Consider the following 20,940-nt stretch of genomic DNA (forward strand, 5'->3'; position numbering starts at 1 on the left):
GAAGGGCGTGGTCTAAAAGCCTTATCTTTATGTTGAGAACCTTATCAATAGAATCACTATTAAGTTGCGCTCCTCGCCATAAATCTAGTGACTTTTATCCACACGCTGAGGCGGGAGGACTTATTCGTAGGCTCCCTAGACCCCTGGTAATGGTTAAGGTGAGAGCTATTTCTTTTTCAACCAAGAAATCAGACCATCAAGCTTAGGAGGTTGTTGTCGATGAATTTTAATAAACTTCAATCTTTTAAGTTCTGTTTTTTATTGGAACAGGGATTCTCTCATTTATCTTTGGCTTTGATGCTGGAAACACTCAAACAAGCAAATGACTTTTTACCAGAAAAGTTATACAGCTATGTACTTGTGTTCGATGACTCTCATCTAAGCCATTCAAAAATTGTTTATCAAAATGAAGCGGTTAAACCACTGTCAGTCCTAGCCCAAGGAGAAGGCTTTGATCTTATTGTGGTGTTAGGTGGAAACCAGCATCAGCAACAAGCGTCCCAAGGCCCAGATGCATTTATTCGACATCATTATTTAAAGGGGGCATGGTTAGTTGCGTTGGAAACCGGTGTTCATAGATTGGCCAGTTTAGGCTTATTAAAAAATAAACCTGTAAGCTGTCATGCGAATTACCTAAAAGACCTATCTGAGCAATATCCTAGGCTGCACTTTAACACCAATATCTTTAGCTTTAGTCATGGTATTTATACCTGTGCAGGTGGTCTAGCAACCGCCGATATGATGCTAGATTTGATCGACAGAATAACACCTGTTATCTCGCAAAGACTCTATGCTCAACTGGTTGTTGATAAACCACGCACAGGTGACGCTACCCAGAAAGGCGCGCTCAAAAAGCAGTTTTCTGGGTTAGGTAAAAGCTTAATCAATGCGATTGAGTTGATGGAGTCTAACTTGAGTGAGCCCCTTGAAATGCAAGAAATAGCCTTTCATAGTGGTGTTTCCACGCGACAGTTAGAAAGGTTATTTCAAAAGCATTTAGCTAACTCCCCAAAAAAGTTTTATTTACAGCTTAGGTTGAAGCATGCACGCGATAAGATCATTAACACCAGCCATTCAATTTTGGACGTGGCCTTATCCTGTGGTTTTACCGCTCCGACACACTTCTCAAAGTGCTATAAAGACTTCTTTGGCATGTCACCAAGACAAGACCGATCTGCCATGTTTGATGGTCAGAATACCAATGACTGGATAGATAGGTTAGTGTGCTAAGGATGCCAATTTTCTATGCATGCCAGTGTATTAAAGGTTAAAGGTGCCAAGGTTAATCAGGCTCTATTACTCAAAAAAATAATAATGCGCATTCATCTTCACTCTCTCAAAAGTGAAAAATAAGAGAGTGTTAAAAGGGATGATAAATAGGCGTTACAAGATCTTTCCAGTTTGACCTTAAGGAAGCTTAATAATGGCCAGTCACAGACAAGCGTTTTGGTTTGGAGTAAGGGACTTGCTCCCCTTAGTTTCAGGTGTATTACCTTTTGGTCTGATTGCCGGTGCCACAGGTGTTTCTATGGGAATGACACCTGAAATGATCATGGGAATGACGGTACTATTTTTTGCGGGTTCTGCGCAATTAGCCGCTTATTCTCTGATTCAAGATAATGCGCCTTTTATCATTATTGTATTTACAGTATTGGTCATTAATTTAAGGTTTGTGATTTACAGCGTAAGCTTCGCGCCTTTGTTAGGCCCATTAAAAAAACGTTATCGGCTGCCTTTAACCTTTATGTTGTCAGATCAAGTGTATGGGCTTTGCTCCATGCCAGAGCAGCAAGCTAAATCTAAAGGCGAAAGAGTTTTCTATCTAGCGGGCGTTGCTATTTCTATGGCTTTAAGCTGGTTTATTTCGGTGGTCTTAGGGGTAGCCCTCGGGGCTAGTATTCCCGCGAGTTGGTCGTTAGAATTTACCATTCCACTGGCTTTTCTTGCCATGTTAGTCACCACAATCACCAATAGAAGGCTGTTTTTAGTCGCCTGTATTTCTGCTTTGTGTGCCATCGCCTTTCAGCTTTTACCCTACAACATAGGTTTTATTGCGGCTGTGGTCGCTGGTGTTTCCTGTGGTTTGCTGTTACCAAACTTATTGCAAAAGAGGGTAGGAAAACATGGATAATTTAAGCCTTTGGTTACTCTTTTTTGCCGCAGGATTAGGCACCTTTTTTATTCGCCTTTCTTTTATTCAATTACATGCAAGCTCAGCGGCTTTGATTGAGCGAAGTAAGCCTATTTTAGCTCTGTTGCCACCGGGTATTTTAGCCGCGCTTTGTATGCCAGGAATCGTCTTTACCAGACCTACGAATGAGTATCAGATAGACCCTTTACAAATTCTTGCTGCCTTAGTCACTATCCTTATTGCTAAGTACAGCAGTAGCGTTTTTTGGCCAGTAGTAGGAGGTATGTTGTGCCTTTGGCTACTAAGAGCTTATGGGTAAAAAGTGGCTTATGGATAAAAGTGCTTATGAATAAAGAGACTGCTAACTCGATGACAGACTTTCTATTTGAGAAAAAACGATGCGACACCTCCCTTCTTTAACTGGGTTGCGTGTCTTTGAAGTGGCAGCAAGGCATGGCAGTTTCAAACTAGCAGCGGATGAGTTATGTGTGACGCAAGCTGCGGTGAGTCGTCAGATAAGACAACTTGAAGAGGGTTTTGCTGTTGACCTTTTTCTGCGTGGTCATAGAAAAGTCAGTCTCACCCCAGCAGGCAAAAAACTGTATTTAAGTACCCATAATGCCTTTGCTGATATTGCTAAAACTAGCCAAGAAATCCAATCAGAGTCTTTGCCAAACTATCTTAATCTATATGCCACAAGCTCTTTTAGCCGCTTGTGGTTAGTGCCCAGATTGCCACAATTACGCAAGTTACATCCAGATATACATTTGCAACTTACCAGCTTAGAGCAAAACCCTAATATGGCGGATAAGTTTGAGGCAGGCATTACCTTAGGGTTAGAAAAGAGTGAGCTTTACGAATCAGATTTTCTTTTTTCTGAAGTTATCTTTCCTGTGTGTACGCCGCAATTGTTAGCGGAAAATCCAGATATCGTAAACCTTGATTGCCTCATTCAGCATTCACTTTTGGAATTGGATTCAAAATTTTGGCAGGCAAAATGGTGGCAGCCTGTGGACTGGGCCACTTGGCTTCTTCAGCTAGATCAATCAGAACAGGATGAGCCTAAAAAAGCACTTAAAGGCGTAACGCCCGATATGATGTTCAGCCATTTTCCCATGTTATTAGATGCTGTTTTACAAGGAGTCGGAATTGGCCTTGGATGGCAGCACTTAGTACAGGATATGTTGGATGATGGTCGTTTGGTACGGCCTGTGCCAGACAGTTTTAAGGCGATTGAGCGTAAGCATTATTTTGTTTGTCGAAAAGATCTTGTGGATAAGCCAGAAATGGTCCATTTGCGAGACTGGTTACTCTCGCAAACGGCCATCTTTAGACATTAGCTAATAAATAGTGAATAAATGCTGATTAAAAAGGCAGCGGCAATTTGGCTGTTCTGCCGCCATCAACCACGAAGGTTTGTCCTGCAATGAAACTTGCTTGTTCCGAAGCAAGAAACACCACCATATTACCAATATCTTCAGGTTCACCCGTGCGTCCCACAGGGTGCATGGCAATCAGGTCTATGTGTGCTTGGGCGGGATCTGCTTGGTCATTAATATAGTTATTACTTAAATCTGAGTTAATCCAACCAGGGGCGATGGCGTTACAGCGTATACCATCCTTGCCAAGATCAATCGCCAAAGCTTGAGTTGCCCCATGAACACCGGCTTTAGAACCACAATAGGCGGTGTGATAGGGGTTAGCCCCTATGCCTTCGATTGAGCCAATGTTAATGATACTGGCGCCATGCTGAGTTTTGCTCTTAGTATTGCTCTTAGCTTTTAGTTGGGGGAGAAGGGCTTTGGCGAGAAAAACCGGTGCTCGCAAATTGACTATCATCATCTTATCCCAGCTTGCTTCATCCATATCTTGTATATGCTGTTCGAACATAAAGCCCGCATTGTTAACCAAGATATCGACGCCACCTAATGTGTCGGCAAAAGAGGCAATATCATAGGGTGCTTGGCGTTCACTTAAGTCTGCTTTTATATAAAAGACACGGGAATCATCGGCTAATGCTTGATCTAATTCTTGGCGTTGAGCTATCAGTACCTTAGCGCCAGCGGCTAATAGGCATTCGGTAATACCGCGACCAATACCACGGCCGCCACCTGTCACTAGGGCCAGTTTGTTAGTCAAAGTATTGCTTGTTTGTATATGGGTAGCATTCATTTTAAATCCTCAACCTGATACTGGCTTAGCGCCAGTGACTTCGATAGTTTCTCCAGCAATATAGCGGGACTGATCTGATGCTAAAAAGGCGATCACATCGGCAATGTCTTCAGGTTCGGCGATGCGGCCTAAAGGCACGGTTTTATTCAGCTCTTCCACTGCTTTGTCTGGGTCAAGGCCACGGCGTTCAAAACCTGTACGTATCATGGGAGTATTGATTTCATGAGGACAAACGGCATTCACGCGAATATTAAAGGGCGCACAATCACGGCCTAGGTTTTTTGTTAGTGCTGCTACAGCACCTTTACTGGTGCAATAAGCCACATGGGCAGGGCCTGGGTGAGTGCCCCAAACAGAGGATGTATTGACGATAGCACCACCATTTTGCTTCATATGAGGAATGCCAGCTCGACATAAAAAGAAGACAGCATTGAGATTAACGTCCATGGCCTGCGACCACATCTCATCACTGGTTTCTTCGACTGTGCCACGGGGGATGATGCCCGCATTATTAAGCAAAATATCAAGCCCACCAAAGGTTTCAACCGTTGCTTTAATCAGGCTCTCACAATAGTCTTTACTGCGTAAATCACCGGCATAAAAAGCGGCTTGGCCACCGGTTGAGGTGATCTCTTGGACGAGTTGAGCACAGGTCTCTTCCTCTCTATCCGCTATCATGACCTTAGCCCCTTCACTGGCAAAAAGCGTCACCAAGGTACGGCCCACACCACCTGTTCCCCCTGTTATGACACAGACTTTATTTTCGAAACGCATTGGCTTACTCCCATCTTGTTATTTTGTGATGAGACTCATGGTGGCGTAGGAAAAAGAGGGCGACAAACGATCTTTATGCTGCTTTCACTTAACCTTATGTTAAGTGAATGGTTGAGTGAAAGAGTAAGTGAATAATTGAAATGAGAGAAGACAGAGAAGAGAAAATAAAGATCAATCATGTATTAATTCTCATGGTAATGATCTGCTCAATTTAATATATTGGCTGTAAGTAATCTTAAACTTTAATCAAAGCGCCTTTAACCAAAACATCTAGCTTAAAACGAGGTCGAAATGTTAACCCTAGAAACCCTCATTACTTATCTTGCTATCTTGATAGGTTTTGCCTTCACCCCAGGTCCTGCCACCTTGCTAACCCTAGCAAGATCAAGCCAATCAGGTGTACGTGTGGGTCTTTTCACTGGGTTTGGGATTGCGGTTGGGGACTTAATTCATACCTTGTTAGCGGTATTGGGTATCTCTGCGATTATTCTTGCGTCAGCCTTGATGTTTAGCATAGTGAAGTACCTAGGGGCTGCTTATCTTATTTACCTTGGTATTAAGGCGCTGTTTGTTAAAAGTGACCTGAGTTTACCTAAACAAATGAGTGTCATCTCAGCTAAAGATGCCTTTCGACAAGGGGTTTTATTAGAAGTGCTTAACCCTAAATCTGCCATGTTCTTTTTAGCTTTCTTACCTCAGTTTGTAGCGCCAGAACAAGGCATGGTGGCTTTGCAAATGATGACACTAGGGCTTCTATTTGTGGGAATTGGGCTTTTTAGTACTTTTGTTGTGGCGTTAAGTGCCGGCAGAATAGGCGCATTTTTACGTCGTAATCCTATTCTCATGCGCCGACAAAATAAGGCGGTTGGCAGCATCTATTGTGGTTTAGGAGTGAAGCTAGCGTTTCAGGAACGCTAGGGAACCTGCGATTAAGTTACCTCTTCTCAGTCTTATCAGAAAAAGTATCAATCAAGGCGTCACTTTGCCGCTTTTTTCTGAAAAGAGCTGTAGGTACCTTTCGAGAAGTGACAACACAGGGTGTTACTTTTTCTGAAATGCCGTTTAGGCATTCTTCAAAGACCCGAAGGGCGTGGTCTAAAAGCCCTATCTCTATGTTGAGGACCTTATCAATAGAATCACTATTAAGTTACGCTCCTCGCCATAAATCTAGCGGCTTTTATCCACACGCTGAAGCGGGAGGACTTATTCGCAGGTTCCCTAGTTTTTATTTCACTTTTTGTTCCGTGAGATAAGCCTTAAATTCCGCAATAAACTGGGTCAATCTCGCCGAAGTATGTTTTCTATGTGGGTAGACTATCTGTATGGGAAAATGAGTTTGATGAGCCTTCGCTAAAATAGGAACTAACTGCCCTTGATTGATGAGATCTTGGGCGGCAAATGCTGGGGTATAACAAATGAATTTTCCATGGCGTGCTAGCTGAACCGCTGCTGAGGCACTATTCACCCGTACCTTATAATTTGGCGTTACTTTAACTCTGCTTTCTATTCTACCTTTCGTGTTATTTCCTTCCATAGCATCTTGGTTTTCAATGGCTTCGAACGACCAATGATTTTCACGGGAGTTGTCATCAAGTACACAAGGCAAGTCGCTTAAATCACTAAATTGTTTAGGTGTTGGGTAGCTCTCTAAAAAGGCCTGAGAGGCGCATAGCATCATGTTCACCTTACCAATATGGTTGGCGATTAAGGATGAATCTTCTAATCTACCAATGCGAATGGCTGCATCAACCCCTTCGTTTATCAAATCCACATATCGATCGCTTAATAGAATATCAATCTCTAATTCTGGATAGGTTTCTATAAGCTTTGCCACAAAGGGCATGACAACCTGCTCACCATACGTTGTCGGTACAGCAATTCTGAGTTTACCCGCCACATTTTGAGATGACTGAGTTAATTGAGACTCTAAGTTATCTAAATCCTCAAGCAGAAGTTTGGCCTGCTCATAATAGGTTCGCCCCATGACTGTTGCCTGTATCGAGCGAGTAGAGCGTGTCATTAAACGAATCTGCAAGTGAGCCTCAAGCTGAGAAACCTGTGTACTTACCATGGCCTTAGTTCGACCCAAGCGTTTAGCCGCTGCAGTGTAAGAGCCTTCTTCAAACACTGTGATAAAGGCTTCCATCAATTTTAATTTGTTGATTGTAAAATTTTCCTAAACAGTGATTTCAAAATATGGGTAATTGTTAAATATATTAGATTTTAGATAATAAAACTATCAAAGGTGGTGAATGAAGAAATAAACCACCTCCCATAAGAGAGTCAGTTAGAGACTCAGTTCGAAAGTTTTGTTTTGAAATAGCGTCTCAGAGACAGCTTAAAAGCTTAAGAGGAAAAAATTATGTTAGTAAATGGTGTATGGCAGAAAAATTGGGATCCAGTACAAAAGAAAGATGCTCAAGGTCGATTTATTCGCCAAGACAGTGTGTTTAGAGAGCGTATCACTGACCCCGCAAAAGCCGTTAAAGAAGGCCTAAGATTGTATGTTGCCTACATTTGCCCTTGGGCAACGCGAACCTTGATTGCCCGCTCCTTATTAGGTTTAGAAGAGCAAATAGATGTGAAGGTAGTAGAGCCTGTATTAACAGACTTTGGTTGGAAGTTTGGTGATTTTCCTGGCGCAACAACAAGTGCGATAAGGGATGTGGAATTTGCGCATCAACTTTATACGCTAACAGACCCAGACTATTCGGGTCGTGCTACTGTCCCTGTGCTTTGGAACCTTTCAGAAAGCCGCATTATGAATAATGAATCTTCTGATATTTTAAGAGTATTAAATGAAGATTTAAGACCGATTCATAAGTCTGATATCGACCTATACCCGAGTGCATTACAAACGAAAATAGATGCTTTTAATGACAGGATTTATCACTCACTTAATAATGGGGTTTATCGTGCTGGTTTTGCCTCAAGCCAACTTGCTTATGATGAAGCTTTCGCCGATGTTTTTAATTGCTTAGATGAACTTGAAGTGCATTTCGAGCAGGTAAACTATGCGGTGGGAGAGCAAATAACTGAAAGTGATATTCGTTTATTTGTGACCTTGGTACGTTTTGATCCTGCCTATTTCTGCTTGTTTAAAACCAACTTACGCCGCATTTCTGATTATCCTAATTTGTCTGCGTATCTTGATCGTTTATTAAGTATCAAAGCCTTTAGTGAGAACACACGAGTCGACCATATCAAAGCAGGTTATTACTCAGTGAAAGCCTTAAACCCATCGGGAATTGTGCCACAAGGCCCTGAATTACCATGGTTTAAATACCTAAAGGCTGGGCAATTTCAAACTCAAAAGCCAGCCGAGGAGGTTGCCTAATGTCTCTCGCTCCTGTGATGTTTATTAGCCATGGCTCGCCCATGTATGGTCTTGCTCCCGGCATTGCTGGGCAGCAATTAAATGAAATCTCAGGTTTGTTTGACCAAAGTTCAGCAATTGTCGTTATCTCACCCCATTGGATGACACGAGGAAATGCTATTACGCATAGTCGTGAGCCTGGCATTTTGCATGATTTTGGCGGCTTTCCGAAAGCTTTATATGAGCTGACTTATCCTGCTATGGGTCAGCCGGAACTTGCTCAAACCATTCAAACCTTGCTTGCACAAAAAGGTGTACAAGTCCATTTAGATCCAAGGCGAAGTTTCGATCATGGGGTCTGGATACCCTTACTGCATTTAAGGCCAGAGGCGGATATTCCCATTGTGCAAGTTTCGCTTAATGTGGATGCTACACCAGAGGACTTGGTTGATTTAGGCTCTCACTTGTATTCATTGCGCGAGCAAGGTGTTGCGATTATTGCTTCCGGCGGGTTAACCCATAACTTGTACGATATCCAAATGAAGCATCAAAAAGTCGCTGACTATGCAGCAAGGTTTGAGTTATGGGTAACCGAACAGGCGCAAAAACGTAATCTAAAAGCTTTGCAAAATGCGTCTGTGAAGAATCCAGATTTTAAACCGTCACACCCGACGCCAGAGCACTATTTACCTTTGTTAATTGCGATGGGAGCGACAACCAAAGAGGATGAGTTTAGCCAGCTAACCAGCCCTATACAGCATCACTCTATCTCAATGACGAGCTTTCTTTGGCAAGGCACATCTTAGTATGACAAGAAGAGGAGCTAGCAAATGCGAGGGATAAAATTAAAGGTAGCGCTTAATATCATAGAGCAGGGACTAGAGGAGGCTGAGAAACAAAACTCAGCGCCCTTGACGTTAGTTGTACTTGATACTGGTGGCCATATTAAAGCTTCGGCCAGTCAAAATAACTCAGGCACAGCAAGATTCGATATTGCTAAAGGTAAAGCTGCTGCGGCTTTAGGGTTAGGTTTTGGCACAAGGCAGTTTTATAACCTAGTGAATAAAAATGTATTGCCAGAAATGTTTGCTACAACCATTAATGGCGCAACGGGTGGCAATTTTATCCCCTTACCCGGTGGTGTTTTAATACTGGAGGCGGGCGAGATTATCGGCGCCATAGGGGTATCGGGCGCAAGCTCAGATCGAGATGAATTTATCGCCATAAAAGCCATCGAAAGCCTTGGCCTAAGTGCTTCTGCTTAAGGGTTTGAGGTGAGTGAGTATTAGAGTTAAGGTTGAGCTCTCTAAATATCCAAGCTGGTGGTCATTGTTTTATGCGAGACATGTCATTTTATATTCATCACCTCAAAACAGAGCTTAGGCAAGTCAGTACGCTTGAAAAAGCGGAATCTAGCCGTCGTTATTTTCCCGAAGGGTTTGAATGTCTTGGAGTCAATGCAGCGGATATCAAACAGATACTGAAAAGGTTTCAAACTGAGTATGCTGATCTTAACGCTGAACAAACTTTAGAGTTAACCGAAGCCTTTCTCAAAGAAGCCAAATATAACGAAGAGTTCTTATTAGCCTTTGCACTGATAAACAAGTTTGTAAAACGCCATTATGAAGATACCTTATTAGCACGTTTTGAATATTGGTTAGAGCACTATGCGGATAATTGGTCCTTGGTGGATGATTTATGTCTTAAATCTATATTTAATTTCTTAATGGCGCGCCCTCATTTAATTGAGTCAATGCAGCATTGGGCATTATCGAAAAACCCTTGGTGTCGGCGAGCCTCCTGTGTTGTCTGGGTAAAGTTTATTAAGCGTAAAATGGGCAAGCAAACCTATTTCCTAAATACGGCTTTGGTTTTTAAACAGTGCAACTTATTGCTTGAAGATAAGAATGAGTTTGTACAAAAAGGGGTGGGTTGGCTATTAAAAGTAACGGCAATAGAGCACCAAGCTGAAGTTATCCGCTTTATTAAAGAAAATATCAATCGCTTTACAAGGCCTACATTACGTTATGCTATTGAGAAAATGGATGGCGAGACCCGAAAAGTTATGTTGCAACTGTCATAAAACGATAGGTTAAAGGTTATTAATCTTTGCTCGCAAACCTTTGCCTGAATTGAGATGGGCTCAGTCCCATCTTTTGGTTAAACGCTTTGCGATAGGCGCTTGTGTCTAGATAGCCCACCTTCAAGGCGATGGATTCCACACTCAAATTAGAAGATTCTAAAAGGTCGCAAGCACTTTGGATGCGGGTGTTTTGAATATATTCACTGGGTGAGAGCTGAAGGTGTTTTTGAAAACGCCGTAATAAAGTGCGCTCGGTTAAATGAGTTAGCTGGGTTAAATCACCGACTTTAATCGGTTTTGCATGATGTTGTTGAATATAGTGTTGGCAGGCAAGCACACTTTGGTCTGAGTGTTTATTGGGTTTAAATACTTGATAGTAGGCTTGCTCTCTATGCCCTGTGTCGACAACGAGTTGTTTGCCTAATTGTCGCATTAAGCTTGGGCAGGTGAGTACAGACACTAGCTCTAAACCAAGATCTAGCCAAGCCATCAAGCCACCAGCAGTAATGATATCTTTATCATTAATCAGAATCTTATCATCTTCTATTTTCGCTTTAGGGCAATGTGTCTTTAGCTTTTGGCTTAATTGCCAATGAGTGGTAACAGGCCTGTTGTCTAATAGTCTGGTATTGGCGAGCAGAAAAGCGCCTGCACAGGCTGAGCTTAAAATTGCACCTTGCTTGTGTTGTTCTATCAGCCACAAATTTAACGTGTTGAATGACGCTGTTTCATTCGCTAAATAAAAGTCAGACCCCAAACTAGGCGGGAGAATAATGGCATCAAATACTTGGCCGAAGGGCTTGGATGCTGTCTTACTAGACCAGTCAATTAAGCTCACGTCAAAGATTGGCTTTGCGGTATCTTCACTACTGGACCCGGATGCTGAACTTGCTAATTCATCATTTGGTTCTAGTGGATTTTGAGCCAAATTTAGACTTGGTAATAATTGTGGAGAACGAATGCCATTGGCGAGTAAGAAGAGCTCTTCAAGGCCATAAAGGGCTGATTTCAGTGCATTAGGGTAATTTACGATGGCAATCTTAATCATAAAACTGGCTCAACAATGGATTTTAACTAAACAAAACGAAATGTCTGATTTTGCATTAATTGTGTCTAATTAGACGCTTATGGGTCAAGCTTTTAACTCGCATAATGTCTATCAAGCTATCGCCTAGCAATTAAAGGGCGGTTGTTAGCTGAGAGCCTGAATAAGCGCTTTCAATGAATTGAGTTTAATAAAAGGTAGAAAAAATGAGCCAATCCTCAAACAACAAATCCGCGTTAATTATTATTGATCCACAAAATGATTACTTACCAGGGGGGAAGTATCCTCTTTGGAATATGGAAACTAGCATTAAGCAAATTATTGAGGCGATGGATAGAGCTAAAGCAAAAGGCATGTCGATTTACTTTGTACAGCATATCGCTCCAGAAGATGGTCCATTTTTCCAAAAGGGCAGTGAAGGCGCAGATATTATCGCCGCGCTTAAAAAAGAAGCCCCTGATGCTAAGGTAGTGCAAAAAACGTATGCCGACAGCTTTGAGCAAACTGAATTAAATCGCTTACTCAAAGCAGAAGGCATCGAAGATCTAGTGCTTTGCGGCATGATGACGCAAAACTGTATCACCCATACGGCGCTATCAAAAACAGCAGAAGAGTATCAGGTTTCAATCTTGGCGGATGCTTGTACAACGGTGGATGAGATGGTGCATAACATTGCTCTAGCGGCCTTATCTGTTCGTTGTACTTTTAGACCGACTGATTCTCTTTAACATCAGTCGTTGCTTTTAATTAGTTGATTAAACTCTAAAGGCCTATGTCTTTGCAATATACAGGGTGTTGAACTTCGGTAACTTGTTCTTCATAGCTAATATAGGTTTTGAGTGAGCAAATAGGCTCAGGGCTTGGTGTTGCAAAGTAACTAACGAGTAAGTTTATAAGGCTAGAAAAGAGAACGAGTTCGACACCTGTCATATGCTTTCCTTAATGCTAATAAGTGAGCTTAAAGGTTAGGTATATGCTTTGAATGTCTCTAGGTTTTTTCGCTTATTAACAATGAGGTATTATCTAATATCAGATTCGTTTAGAGCATAAAAAAACGCCCTCTATTAAGAGGGCGTTTACGTTTTAAATTATCGACTAGATTTAAACTTTGAACTGGTTGAGGTCTGCATTCAGGCTAACCACACTCATAGCGATATCTTCATTTGCTTGGGCAACACGATTCGCATCAGCTCCTGTGTCTTGTGCAATTCGGTTGATATTATCAATGTTTCGTTGTACTTGATCAGCAACGGAAGCTTGCTCATCTGCTGCAGTGGCGATTTGGCTATTAAGCTCAGCGATATCATTTACCGCTTTAACGGTATCTTCAAAACTGTTTGCTGTTTGTTCACCAATTTCAGAGCACTGTTGTGTAATACTTAAGCCTTTGCTCATTCGGCTCATGGCATCTTCAGCACCACGTTGAAGGTTTTCAACTAGCTTTTGAATATCTACAGTCGATGTTTGCGTCCTTTGTGCAAGAGATCGAACTTCATCTGCAACAACGGCAAAGCCTCGGCCTGTTTCACCTGCTCTGGCAGCCTCGATAGCAGCATTAAGTGCTAAGAGATTCGTTTGCTCTGCAATGCCTTGGATGGTATCCAGTACTGTTCCAATATTGTTTGTTTCTTCAGCTAGGTTACTGATGCTGTCTGAAGTTTCCTGTACATCTTTAGCCAGTTGAGAGGTGATTTTTTGGTTTTCTTCAGCTGCTTTCTTACCTTTAGAAACCATTTCACGTACATTGTTAGCAACTTCGGATGCCTCTATTGTGCTTCTTGCTACTTCACTGGTTGCCTTGCCCATTTCATCAACTGCTTGAGCCACTTCAGCTGTTTCTACTTTTTGTCTCTCTACACTATTAAGGGTGTTTTGAATCACATCAACAGCCGCTTCTGAACTCGCATTTAGGTGGTCTGAAGAGTTCGAAACACTTGAGATAATACGGTTTAATTTTTCCATGAATTGGTCGAGCTTATTAGCAACAACACCTAATTCATCTTTGGACTTAAAGTTAAGTCTAATGGTTAAATCACCTTCACCACTGACAAGGTCTTCAAGTCTGACTAGTAGTTCTTTTAAGGGCAGTACGACAGATCTCCCTATAACATAAGGAATGAAGACTCCAAGGATCAAGGCAATGACAAGACAGATAGAAATGATTTTAATCGCGTGTTGCTCATCTTGATAAGCTTGCTCAGCCGCTCCTGTAGAGAATTGTTGAACTTCATTTAAGACTGCAATTAATTGTTCATCTAGAGAGTGGTTTAAGTCCTCAACTTTTTTAATTTGGTCTAGTGCACTTTGTATTCCTTCACTTGAAATTGTATTGAGGAAGGTTTCTGTTTCCTTTTCTAATAAAAAGAACTCGTCTTCTATTTTAATGTATTCGGCATGAAGTTTTTTATATTCTAATTTGGATGCTGGTAGTTCGACTTCTTGTTCAAGTTGTATTAAAAAGGCCTCAGCTTCAACGATTTCGTCATGTAATTTCTTTATGGACTTCTGTAGATCTGAAATCAGTTTGTCCGTTTCTTTGGATTGCCCCTTGCCATTTACTACATCAAGCAAGGAGTGAGATATCACTTTCTCTAACGCTATGGCCTGTTGTAACTGGTGCTCTGTGATTAGCGTTAATGTTTCTGTGAGGGGGAGGTGGTCTCTGGATATTTCTTTTATTTCATGGCCAATTTTTGCCATTTGAGCAAGCGCAAACCAGCCCAATGTAGTAATGAGAACTAATTGAATAGTACTCATTAATATAAACTTCTGAGAAATTTTTATGGAACTTAACATTTAGCTCTCCAAATCAGATAACGATTTATTCGTAACAGTTATTCGAAGCTTATTTTCGAAGCTTTTTATCCAAAACTTTTTATTCGAAGCTTTTTATTCAAAGATAAGTTCTTTCGTTTTATTTTTAAAATTAGTTAAAATCTTTAGCGCAAAGTCAGCATCATCTGAGACAAAATGTTCTAGCTTGTCATCGTCCATAAATATAGTCATTTTACTGACATCTACCAGTTCATCGTTAGAAAGTTTACGAAACCCCATACGCCACTCTGAAAAACTACGGTTCGTTATTTTAGCGCGTCTTAAACAGGTTACTTTTGAGTGGCGGGTGTCTTGCTTAATTTTTTCGTAGAGAGTATCAACGCTTGCTTCACTGCCCTCAAGTACTTGGATAAATGTACCTGCCCCGTTATAAAGTAGGACACCAGAGATAGTGTCTTTTTCATTATTTTTACGAAAGCTATCTAGCATTTTGATTAGTTCAGGGGTGGAGAATTTTTTTTCGGCTTTACTTATATAGGCAACAGAAATCATAGGGAAGCCCTCCTTAATCTTAATCATGCACTATGAAAGCCAGTTATAACGTTTGCTTATGTTTTGATTTTGTAGTGTTTTGAAAGCAATAAGGTATTTATATTAGTAAAAGCTAAAATCTGACGTGATTCGCTATATCAGTAATTTGAATGAAACAAAAATGCTGTAAAGATTTGATAATGATTTAAACTACTTTTAACTCAGCTTATAAATATATTTTTATTTTTGATACCAGCGAGCTAATAGTTTGCTGAGTTCTTTACTGGCGCTATTTCGTTTTTCACTTTCTCTTATTAAGGCTGACCAAGCTAGGTCTAGGCCTTTTTCGCCGAGCTTCGTATAGCTTAATCTTTGTGATTGTAATGCTGCATCTACTGCCCATTTAGACAGAATACTCATACCTAATCCTGCGCTAATTAATTCTATGATGGCATCTGTCATTTCTACCACTTCCACCTGTTGAGGAATAACAGCAGAGGGACGAATAAAGCGTTCATATTCAAACCCAGGTAAGACATTTTGGCTATAGGTGTAATACTGCTCTTGGCTAAGATCTTGCGCTTCGATATAGGGTTTATGGCTGAGAGGGTGGTCGTGAGGGGTAACCAATACTAGCTCGTCTTCAAACAGTGGAATGGGAATAATACCAGGGGTTGCGAGATAACCCGGTGCAATGACGATATCCACTGACCCATGTTGCAAACTGGTAATCGGGTTTTGTGTTGCTGAGGCGACTAATTGTAATTTGAGCTTAGGCGCTTTTTGGCTAGCGTATTGAATAAATTCAGGTAACCAGTGATAGCAAGAATAAGAGGCGACACCAAGCCGTACTATTTGGTTTTGATCACTGGCATTTTGTTCAAAGTCATTTTCAGCTCTTTCAAGCACAGGTAGCGAGTGCAATGCCGCTTGAGTGATTAAACTGCCAGCAGGTGTGAGTTTTAAGCGCCTGCCTTCTTTCTCAAAAAACTTGCCTCCCATGCGGCGTTCTGCCTCGGCGATTCTGTGACTCAAAGCCGATTGGCTAATGCCGAGAGCATCTGCAGCTTGTGCCACATTACCTAATTCTGAGATAGCTTTAAGCATTTGCCAGTGTCTAATTTCGAGCTTCATTATTGAGCCTGTATTGTTGGTTAATACATGCAAGTTTTGCATATATATAATGATTAATTCACTTATATATTAATCTAGTTTCAACTATTGTCTAGCCTATTGAAGCGTTACTGGAATCTAAGGCTAATAAGGACAAAACTGAATGAGTTCTAACCAAATCAAAGAGATACAAAGTGTGAGCACACAAGCAAGTGGCCCAATAATGATGCTGTTAGCTGCGATTGGCTTTGGATTTAATCCACTCTTTGCTCAAATACTGTTTGCACAAGGTATGTCGGCTGAAATGGTGACGCTTTATCGTTTTATCTTACCTGGTATTCTCCTGTCATTTTATTTGCCAACCCCTGCTTCACTATGGCCAGAAGTGAGCAGAATGCTAATGCTAGGGTTTGCAAATGGGATAGGTATTTTTGCCTACTTTTATGCTTTACAAACTTTAGCTTCGGCGACGGCGATTCTGATTTATTACACTTATCCTTTTTTCTCCTTACTGCTTGGCGTACTTATTTTTAAACGCAGTGTGAATACGAATGCGGTTTTATCCGCTGCTTTAGTGTTGATTGCGGCATCATTAGTGATAGATCCCGCTGCTTTATCGATGGAATCTAAATTTGCTTTAATAGGTTGCTTCCTTGCACCTTTGGTATTTGCTTTTCAAATTCAATATTTGGCTAAGCCTAAACAAAGTTTAACGGCACCAAGAAGGATGGCATGGGGCACGCTTGGGCACCTGATTGTGTTGATTCCCTTAGCCATTTATTGTGCTCCACAAATGATATTTCCTGTAGAAGCGAGCGGGTGGTGGGCTTTAATCGGATTAGCTTTTATTGCGGCGGCTATTCCTCAACTTTTATTTGTGATGGGAGCCATTAAAACCAAGCCAGAAATCATTGCGATTTTTGGTTCTGCTGAGCTGGTGGTGGCCATGTTGTCTTGTGCTTTATTGCTAGATCAAAGTTTAACTCGATTGGATATCACGGCCATGTTATTGGTGATGATAGCGTTAGCGATTCGTCATCCTGCCCCTAAACAAGAAAGTAAGCCACAACAGACAGGTTCTCATTTCTCCAAAGCGGTAGTCCAGCCACTAAAGCAAGCCTCTTAAAGTGATTGCTGTTAAACTCTTTTTCTTACGTTATTAGGGCAAGCACCTAGGTTTAAAACTTAGGTTTACGTTGAAGATTTAAGTTGAAGGGTAAAGATGATTGCAATCATATGGATGACAGGCAGTTTGGTGTCATTTTGTCTAATGGCGGTAGCGGCAAGAGAATTAGCTGGTGAATTGTCTATCTTCCAAGCTCTCTTTTTTCGCAGTTCCATTGGCCTTATTTGTTTGAGCCTGGTCTATCTTGGGATCAAAGAAAAACCACAACTGAGTACCAATCGATTAAAACTGCATTCTTTACGTAATTTTGTCCACTTTGCAGGGCAGTATGGCTGGTTTATGGGAATCAGCTTATTACCATTGGCAAATGTGTTTGCATTAGAATTTACTGTCCCTGTTTGGACGGCCCTTATTGCCGCCTTCTTTTTAAAAGAAACCTTAACGCAGAAAAAAATAATTGCGATTTGCCTTGGTCTGATGGGGGTTCTCATCATAGTGAAACCAGGCTATGGCATTTTTGAGCTTGCTTCCTTAATCGTCATCGGGGCGGCTATGTGTTATGCCGTTGCTTATACCACCACTAAAGCCTTAATGACCACCGAGGCGCCTTTTAGCATCTTGTTTTATATGTGCCTTTTACAGTTACCTATTGGTTTTATTGGATCAATTGATCATTGGGTTTGGCCTGAGGGAGCTCAATGGATTTGGTTAAGCTTAATTGGAATGACGGCTTTAACAGCGCATTATTGCATTACCAAAGCGATGGGCCATGCCGAAGTGACAGTGATAGTCACGCTGGACTTTTTACGCTTGCCGCTGGTCGCCTTAATTGGGGTTTTCTTGTATCAAGAGGCATTTGAGCTAAGTTTAATTCTAGGAGCTGGGGTTATGTTATTAGGAAATCTGGTAAACACCCAACGCAAAGCTAAAACTTAATGTAAGTTGAGAAGCTTATCTAAGCGTGATGTAAGAGCTAAATAAGAGGGAGAAAAACAACCGTCTAGCTTTTCTATTTTAGGATGGAGAGTCATGAACAAGGTCCTTTTATCGCTTATTCATACGTTTTTTAAGATGGAATCTTCAGCTGGCATCTTGTTAATGTTAGCGGCAGTTCTTGCTATTGTATTTGCTAATACTCGTTTAGAGCCCTTTTACCAGCTGCTCCTATCAACCCCAGTAGAAGTACGTATTGGCGCACTCGAAATTGCTAAACCTCTTTTGCTCTGGATTAATGATGGCTTAATGGCCGTCTTCTTCTTTTTAGTGGGATTAGAGCTGAAGCGTGAACTGTTAGAAGGTGAGTTATCCAATAAAGAGAATGTTATCTTGCCAGCGGTTGGTGCGATTGGGGGGATGGCGGCACCTGCTCTGATTTACTTGTATTTCAACTATGGTGATCCCCTTGCTGAAAAAGGTTGGGCGATTCCTGCGGCAACAGATATTGCCTTTGCTTTAGGTGTATTAGCTTTACTAGGCTCTCGCGTCCCCATTTCCATTAAAATCTTTTTAACCTCTTTGGCAATATTCGATGATCTTGGGGCTATTCTGATCATCGCATTTTTTTATACAGCAAAAATTTCTTCAACCGCATTAATCATAGTGGCCTTGTGCATTCCTGTTTTGTACTTGCTCAATCGCTACAATGTAATTACTAATAGTCCTTATATTTTTATCGGTATTATTATGTGGGTAGCCATGTTGAAGTCTGGCGTTCATGCCACTTTAACTGGGGTAATTCTTGCTATGTTCATTCCATTAAATGTTAAGGGCAGCCATGTTTCCCCCCTTAGAGTAATGGAGCATGACTTCCATGCTGTTGTTGCTTTTGTCATTTTACCCATCTTTGCTTTCTCAAATGCGGGTCTCAATCTAACCGGTGTTAACTCAGATCAAGTATTCCACAATGTGCCTTTAGGTATTGCTTTAGGCCTTTTCTTTGGCAAGCAAATTGGGATATTTGTGATCTGTTACTTAACCATCAAAATGAAGTTTGCAAGCTTACCTAATGGCATGAGTTGGAGCGCTTTATACGGTACAGCAACCTTGTGCGGCATTGGCTTTACCATGAGCTTGTTTGTCGGCTCCTTAGCCTTTGAGGCCACAGGCATTAACCTTATTTTTGATGAAAGGCTGGGTATTATTATGGGGTCGTTAACCTCAGGAATAGTGGGGTATCTAATCCTGAAATATAGCCTTAAGAAACCAACCTGAAAGGCTTTAAGCCAGATTAAGTATGGTTTGAAAAGCAGCGCCTATGCGCTGCTTTTTTTGTGCTCGCCGCTTTCTACAGGCTATTTCTAGAATAAATTTTATACACAGATTAAGCCGCGTTTCTGATTGATTTCCTCGTTATGGTTTAAACACTTACTTAACTAAAACAAATAACTTGATACAGAAAGGGGACATAATGTCTGGGTCTAATTTGACACTGCAAAATCTTGTAGAAGCCATTATGAATTCAATTGCGGATGCTCAAGATCAAATCGAACAGCAAACGCTAGACAATATTAATGAATGGTTTGATGAAGAAGGGCGCCCCAAAATGGTGTCTTTTAAAGTGCCTTCCTTACACCCTGACGATGTTGAAAAAAGAGCCCAGGGTGAGGCGGCAGAAAGAGAGGTAAACATTCCTCTTCTCACCCTAATGCACACTCATTTATAGCCTCTAAAGAGCGTTTAAACCTGCCTGATAAACGCTCTATTTTACTGATATGGGTACTTCTTATGAGTTTTTTAAATAGGGTTTTGACCTATATGTGGTTTAGTTATCGCTGCTTTTATTGATAAAAGTGCGTTAAAACATATTCCTGAACACTGATTCATTTCACCTTCATCTTAAGTTTGATAACATCAGTTGCCCTTTAATAGGGCGTTATTCATAGAGAAAAGTTTAAAAGAAGGTTTTGGTTATGCTCAGTTTGTTTCGAGCACTCAGTTTTGCTGAGGGTGTTTCGTATGTCATGATTCTTTCAATTAGTATGGGGCTGTTAAGCCGAGACTATGTCTCTATGATAGGTATGACCCATGGTATTTTATTTATGATCTACCTAGTATTGCTGGCCCTAGTTTCTGAGAAAGAAGGGTGGTCGAAACAGGCAAGAGGTGGGTTATTTATCGCTTCTATTGTTCCTTTCGCATTTATTGGAGCCGAATTATTCTTGCGTAAGTCTTCACTAAAAGGTAAGCCTTTAGCCAGCTAAGTTAAACTTTCTCTTTTTAAAGATTGCCCCTATTAGTGCGTTTGATAGACAAAATAGGGGCCTAAGCTTTTTAGCTATTTGTAATTAGCCAGATGTTTGCTGGCAGTTATTTTTGGCTCTTTACTTCTAATATTTGATTAAAGAACTGATCAGATAGGTAAAGATCACCGGAAAAGTTTTGTACTCGCTTAATTTTTCCATCTTCTATTTGATAAAGTAGTATCCAGTTTAAATCTATATTGTCTTGTGCTTTCGTGCTCCAGCCGCGATGGGCATCGATGACATAGGTATCGTTTGCCGCTAGAATCATGACTTCGGCTGCAAACCCCGCTTTACCTAGCTGCCCGAAAAAAGAAACGAACTCATCTAAACCACGTTTTGTACCTGCAAGAATATGTTGTCCTGGTATGTGCCATTCAACGTCCTTATCTACAAATTGTTTGATGGCTTCCATATCACCTTTGCTGTAGGCACCAAAAAAGCCTTGGACAACGTGTAATGCGGCACTTTTTTCTGAGCCTGCTGCAACAGGGTTTTCTGGCTTTGGCCATAAAGAGGGTTGGTTTATTTCGATTGCATCTAACGCTGCTTTTGGGTTCTTAATCATTGTGTCGGCAAACAGTGTGCTTGAAATAAAGCCTAAGAATACGGATATTATGAGTGCTTTCATAAGG

Annotated in this window: 24 protein-coding genes; 15 read left to right on the forward strand and 9 right to left on the reverse strand. The window is 41.2% G+C overall.

Annotated elements, in window-relative coordinates:
• Positions 1-219 precede the first annotated feature (219 nt).
• The 4 genes from TW85_RS23115 to TW85_RS23130 all read left to right on the forward strand — a co-directional run bounded on the left by TW85_RS23115 (position 220) and on the right by TW85_RS23130 (position 3,471).
• On the forward strand, positions 220-1,230 hold the full coding sequence (locus tag TW85_RS23115; protein ID WP_046019528.1) for a helix-turn-helix domain-containing protein: 1,011 nt from the start codon (positions 220-222) through the stop codon (positions 1,228-1,230).
• A gap of 193 nt (positions 1,231-1,423) precedes the next feature.
• Complete coding sequence (locus TW85_RS23120; protein ID WP_046019529.1) at positions 1,424-2,131, forward strand: AzlC family ABC transporter permease; 708 nt, start codon at positions 1,424-1,426, stop codon at positions 2,129-2,131.
• Entirely contained in the window at positions 2,124-2,450 is a 327-nt protein-coding gene (locus TW85_RS23125; RefSeq protein ID WP_046019530.1) for an AzlD domain-containing protein, read from the forward strand. Before TW85_RS23120 ends, TW85_RS23125 begins: the two co-directional genes overlap by 8 nt.
• A gap of 79 nt (positions 2,451-2,529) precedes the next feature.
• A complete protein-coding gene (locus tag TW85_RS23130; protein WP_046019531.1) occupies positions 2,530-3,471 on the forward strand; it encodes a LysR substrate-binding domain-containing protein in 942 nt (313 codons plus the stop codon).
• A gap of 25 nt (positions 3,472-3,496) precedes the next feature.
• On the opposite strand, the gene TW85_RS23135 is transcribed toward TW85_RS23130, so the two are convergent.
• Together TW85_RS23135 and TW85_RS23140 are read right to left on the reverse strand one after the other, a co-directional pair.
• On the reverse strand, positions 3,497-4,303 hold the full coding sequence (locus TW85_RS23135) for an SDR family oxidoreductase (protein WP_046019532.1): 807 nt from the start codon (positions 4,301-4,303) through the stop codon (positions 3,497-3,499).
• 9 nt (positions 4,304-4,312) lie between these two features.
• Positions 4,313-5,077 (reverse strand): SDR family NAD(P)-dependent oxidoreductase, encoded by a 765-nt coding sequence (locus TW85_RS23140; protein WP_046019533.1) that lies wholly within the window; start codon positions 5,075-5,077, stop codon positions 4,313-4,315.
• Positions 5,078-5,368: 291 nt separating this feature from the next.
• Between TW85_RS23140 and TW85_RS23145 the strand changes: the two genes are divergently transcribed.
• A complete protein-coding gene (locus tag TW85_RS23145) occupies positions 5,369-5,995 on the forward strand; it encodes a LysE family translocator (protein WP_046019534.1) in 627 nt (208 codons plus the stop codon).
• A 307-nt stretch (positions 5,996-6,302) separates the two neighbouring features.
• On the opposite strand, the gene TW85_RS23150 is transcribed toward TW85_RS23145, so the two are convergent.
• Complete coding sequence (locus tag TW85_RS23150) at positions 6,303-7,223, reverse strand: LysR family transcriptional regulator (RefSeq protein WP_046019535.1); 921 nt, start codon at positions 7,221-7,223, stop codon at positions 6,303-6,305.
• Positions 7,224-7,439: 216 nt separating this feature from the next.
• Here TW85_RS23150 and TW85_RS23155 point away from each other — a divergent pair, with 216 nt between their 5' ends.
• Genes TW85_RS23155 through TW85_RS23170 form a run of 4 tightly spaced genes read left to right on the forward strand, consistent with a single transcriptional unit; the run spans position 7,440 to position 10,476 of the window.
• Positions 7,440-8,414 (forward strand): glutathione S-transferase C-terminal domain-containing protein, encoded by a 975-nt coding sequence (locus TW85_RS23155; protein ID WP_046019536.1) that lies wholly within the window; start codon positions 7,440-7,442, stop codon positions 8,412-8,414.
• Positions 8,414-9,199 carry a class III extradiol ring-cleavage dioxygenase gene (locus TW85_RS23160; protein WP_046019537.1) on the forward strand — a complete coding sequence of 262 codons (786 nt, stop codon included), beginning with the start codon at positions 8,414-8,416 and terminating at the stop codon, positions 9,197-9,199. The genes TW85_RS23155 and TW85_RS23160 overlap by 1 nt, the downstream gene beginning before the upstream one ends.
• A 24-nt stretch (positions 9,200-9,223) precedes the next feature.
• Positions 9,224-9,658: a heme-binding protein gene (locus TW85_RS23165; protein ID WP_046019538.1), complete on the forward strand. Its 435-nt coding sequence runs from the start codon at positions 9,224-9,226 to the stop codon at positions 9,656-9,658.
• Positions 9,659-9,690: 32 nt separating this feature from the next.
• Entirely contained in the window at positions 9,691-10,476 is a 786-nt protein-coding gene (locus TW85_RS23170; RefSeq protein WP_238326286.1) for a DNA alkylation repair protein, read from the forward strand.
• A 19-nt stretch (positions 10,477-10,495) separates the two neighbouring features.
• Here the strand turns inward: TW85_RS23170 and TW85_RS23175 are convergent, their stop codons facing one another.
• On the reverse strand, positions 10,496-11,524 hold the full coding sequence (locus tag TW85_RS23175) for a helix-turn-helix domain-containing protein (protein WP_046019539.1): 1,029 nt from the start codon (positions 11,522-11,524) through the stop codon (positions 10,496-10,498).
• A 203-nt stretch (positions 11,525-11,727) separates the two neighbouring features.
• On the opposite strand from TW85_RS23175, the gene TW85_RS23180 reads away from it, so the two are divergent.
• Entirely contained in the window at positions 11,728-12,249 is a 522-nt protein-coding gene (locus tag TW85_RS23180) for a cysteine hydrolase family protein (protein WP_046019540.1), read from the forward strand.
• 34 nt (positions 12,250-12,283) lie between these two features.
• On the opposite strand, the gene TW85_RS26220 is transcribed toward TW85_RS23180, so the two are convergent.
• From TW85_RS26220 to TW85_RS23195, 4 genes are all read right to left on the reverse strand, one after another.
• Positions 12,284-12,451 carry a hypothetical protein gene (locus TW85_RS26220; RefSeq protein ID WP_157197013.1) on the reverse strand — a complete coding sequence of 56 codons (168 nt, stop codon included), beginning with the start codon at positions 12,449-12,451 and terminating at the stop codon, positions 12,284-12,286.
• 171 nt (positions 12,452-12,622) lie between these two features.
• Positions 12,623-14,278, reverse strand: coding sequence for a methyl-accepting chemotaxis protein (locus TW85_RS23185; protein ID WP_052702393.1), 1,656 nt, complete (start codon positions 14,276-14,278; stop codon positions 12,623-12,625).
• Positions 14,279-14,410: 132 nt separating this feature from the next.
• A complete protein-coding gene (locus TW85_RS23190; protein WP_046019542.1) occupies positions 14,411-14,848 on the reverse strand; it encodes a BLUF domain-containing protein in 438 nt (145 codons plus the stop codon).
• Between the two features lie 219 nt (positions 14,849-15,067).
• Entirely contained in the window at positions 15,068-15,961 is an 894-nt protein-coding gene (locus TW85_RS23195) for a LysR family transcriptional regulator (RefSeq protein WP_046019543.1), read from the reverse strand.
• Between the two features lie 142 nt (positions 15,962-16,103).
• Between TW85_RS23195 and TW85_RS23200 the strand changes: the two genes are divergently transcribed.
• The 5 genes from TW85_RS23200 (at position 16,104) to TW85_RS23220 (ending at position 20,266) form a co-directional block, all read left to right on the forward strand.
• Entirely contained in the window at positions 16,104-17,066 is a 963-nt protein-coding gene (locus tag TW85_RS23200; protein WP_046019544.1) for a DMT family transporter, read from the forward strand.
• Positions 17,067-17,162: 96 nt separating this feature from the next.
• Complete coding sequence (locus TW85_RS23205) at positions 17,163-18,002, forward strand: DMT family transporter (protein ID WP_202904901.1); 840 nt, start codon at positions 17,163-17,165, stop codon at positions 18,000-18,002.
• A 93-nt stretch (positions 18,003-18,095) separates the two neighbouring features.
• Positions 18,096-19,277, forward strand: a complete 1,182-nt coding sequence (nhaA, locus tag TW85_RS23210; protein WP_046019545.1) for a Na+/H+ antiporter NhaA — start codon at positions 18,096-18,098, stop codon at positions 19,275-19,277.
• 196 nt (positions 19,278-19,473) lie between these two features.
• Entirely contained in the window at positions 19,474-19,728 is a 255-nt protein-coding gene (locus tag TW85_RS23215; protein ID WP_046019546.1) for a DUF2589 domain-containing protein, read from the forward strand.
• A 247-nt stretch (positions 19,729-19,975) separates the two neighbouring features.
• Positions 19,976-20,266, forward strand: a complete 291-nt coding sequence (locus tag TW85_RS23220; protein WP_046019547.1) for a DUF3817 domain-containing protein — start codon at positions 19,976-19,978, stop codon at positions 20,264-20,266.
• A 106-nt stretch (positions 20,267-20,372) separates the two neighbouring features.
• On the opposite strand, the gene TW85_RS23225 is transcribed toward TW85_RS23220, so the two are convergent.
• A complete protein-coding gene (locus tag TW85_RS23225) occupies positions 20,373-20,936 on the reverse strand; it encodes a nuclear transport factor 2 family protein (protein ID WP_202904902.1) in 564 nt (187 codons plus the stop codon).
• Positions 20,937-20,940 lie beyond the last annotated feature (4 nt).

It is taken from the genome of Marinomonas sp. S3726 (genome assembly GCF_000967665.1).
GTDB lineage: Bacteria > Pseudomonadota > Gammaproteobacteria > Pseudomonadales > Marinomonadaceae > Marinomonas.

Excerpts from the sequence above, each read along its gene's own strand:
- TW85_RS23190 (WP_046019542.1), bottom strand. The coding sequence starts at position 14,848 with ATGATTTCTGTTGCCTATATAAGTAAAGCCGAAAAAAAATTCTCCACC.
- TW85_RS26220 (WP_157197013.1), bottom strand. The coding sequence starts at position 12,451 with ATGACAGGTGTCGAACTCGTTCTCTTTTCTAGCCTTATAAACTTACTC.
- TW85_RS23205 (WP_202904901.1), top strand. The coding sequence starts at position 17,163 with ATGATTGCAATCATATGGATGACAGGCAGTTTGGTGTCATTTTGTCTA.
- TW85_RS23135 (WP_046019532.1), bottom strand. The coding sequence starts at position 4,303 with ATGAATGCTACCCATATACAAACAAGCAATACTTTGACTAACAAACTG.
- nhaA (WP_046019545.1), top strand. The coding sequence starts at position 18,096 with ATGAACAAGGTCCTTTTATCGCTTATTCATACGTTTTTTAAGATGGAA.
- TW85_RS23200 (WP_046019544.1), top strand. The coding sequence starts at position 16,104 with ATGAGTTCTAACCAAATCAAAGAGATACAAAGTGTGAGCACACAAGCA.
- TW85_RS23125 (WP_046019530.1), top strand. The coding sequence starts at position 2,124 with ATGGATAATTTAAGCCTTTGGTTACTCTTTTTTGCCGCAGGATTAGGC.
- TW85_RS23185 (WP_052702393.1), bottom strand. The coding sequence starts at position 14,278 with ATGAGTACTATTCAATTAGTTCTCATTACTACATTGGGCTGGTTTGCG.
- TW85_RS23130 (WP_046019531.1), top strand. The coding sequence starts at position 2,530 with ATGCGACACCTCCCTTCTTTAACTGGGTTGCGTGTCTTTGAAGTGGCA.
- TW85_RS23220 (WP_046019547.1), top strand. The coding sequence starts at position 19,976 with ATGCTCAGTTTGTTTCGAGCACTCAGTTTTGCTGAGGGTGTTTCGTAT.
- TW85_RS23120 (WP_046019529.1), top strand. The coding sequence starts at position 1,424 with ATGGCCAGTCACAGACAAGCGTTTTGGTTTGGAGTAAGGGACTTGCTC.
- TW85_RS23175 (WP_046019539.1), bottom strand. The coding sequence starts at position 11,524 with ATGATTAAGATTGCCATCGTAAATTACCCTAATGCACTGAAATCAGCC.
- TW85_RS23140 (WP_046019533.1), bottom strand. The coding sequence starts at position 5,077 with ATGCGTTTCGAAAATAAAGTCTGTGTCATAACAGGGGGAACAGGTGGT.
- TW85_RS23225 (WP_202904902.1), bottom strand. The coding sequence starts at position 20,936 with ATGAAAGCACTCATAATATCCGTATTCTTAGGCTTTATTTCAAGCACA.
- TW85_RS23195 (WP_046019543.1), bottom strand. The coding sequence starts at position 15,961 with ATGAAGCTCGAAATTAGACACTGGCAAATGCTTAAAGCTATCTCAGAA.
- TW85_RS23150 (WP_046019535.1), bottom strand. The coding sequence starts at position 7,223 with ATGGAAGCCTTTATCACAGTGTTTGAAGAAGGCTCTTACACTGCAGCG.
- TW85_RS23180 (WP_046019540.1), top strand. The coding sequence starts at position 11,728 with ATGAGCCAATCCTCAAACAACAAATCCGCGTTAATTATTATTGATCCA.
- TW85_RS23155 (WP_046019536.1), top strand. The coding sequence starts at position 7,440 with ATGTTAGTAAATGGTGTATGGCAGAAAAATTGGGATCCAGTACAAAAG.
- TW85_RS23165 (WP_046019538.1), top strand. The coding sequence starts at position 9,224 with ATGCGAGGGATAAAATTAAAGGTAGCGCTTAATATCATAGAGCAGGGA.
- TW85_RS23145 (WP_046019534.1), top strand. The coding sequence starts at position 5,369 with ATGTTAACCCTAGAAACCCTCATTACTTATCTTGCTATCTTGATAGGT.
- TW85_RS23115 (WP_046019528.1), top strand. The coding sequence starts at position 220 with ATGAATTTTAATAAACTTCAATCTTTTAAGTTCTGTTTTTTATTGGAA.
- TW85_RS23160 (WP_046019537.1), top strand. The coding sequence starts at position 8,414 with ATGTCTCTCGCTCCTGTGATGTTTATTAGCCATGGCTCGCCCATGTAT.
- TW85_RS23215 (WP_046019546.1), top strand. The coding sequence starts at position 19,474 with ATGTCTGGGTCTAATTTGACACTGCAAAATCTTGTAGAAGCCATTATG.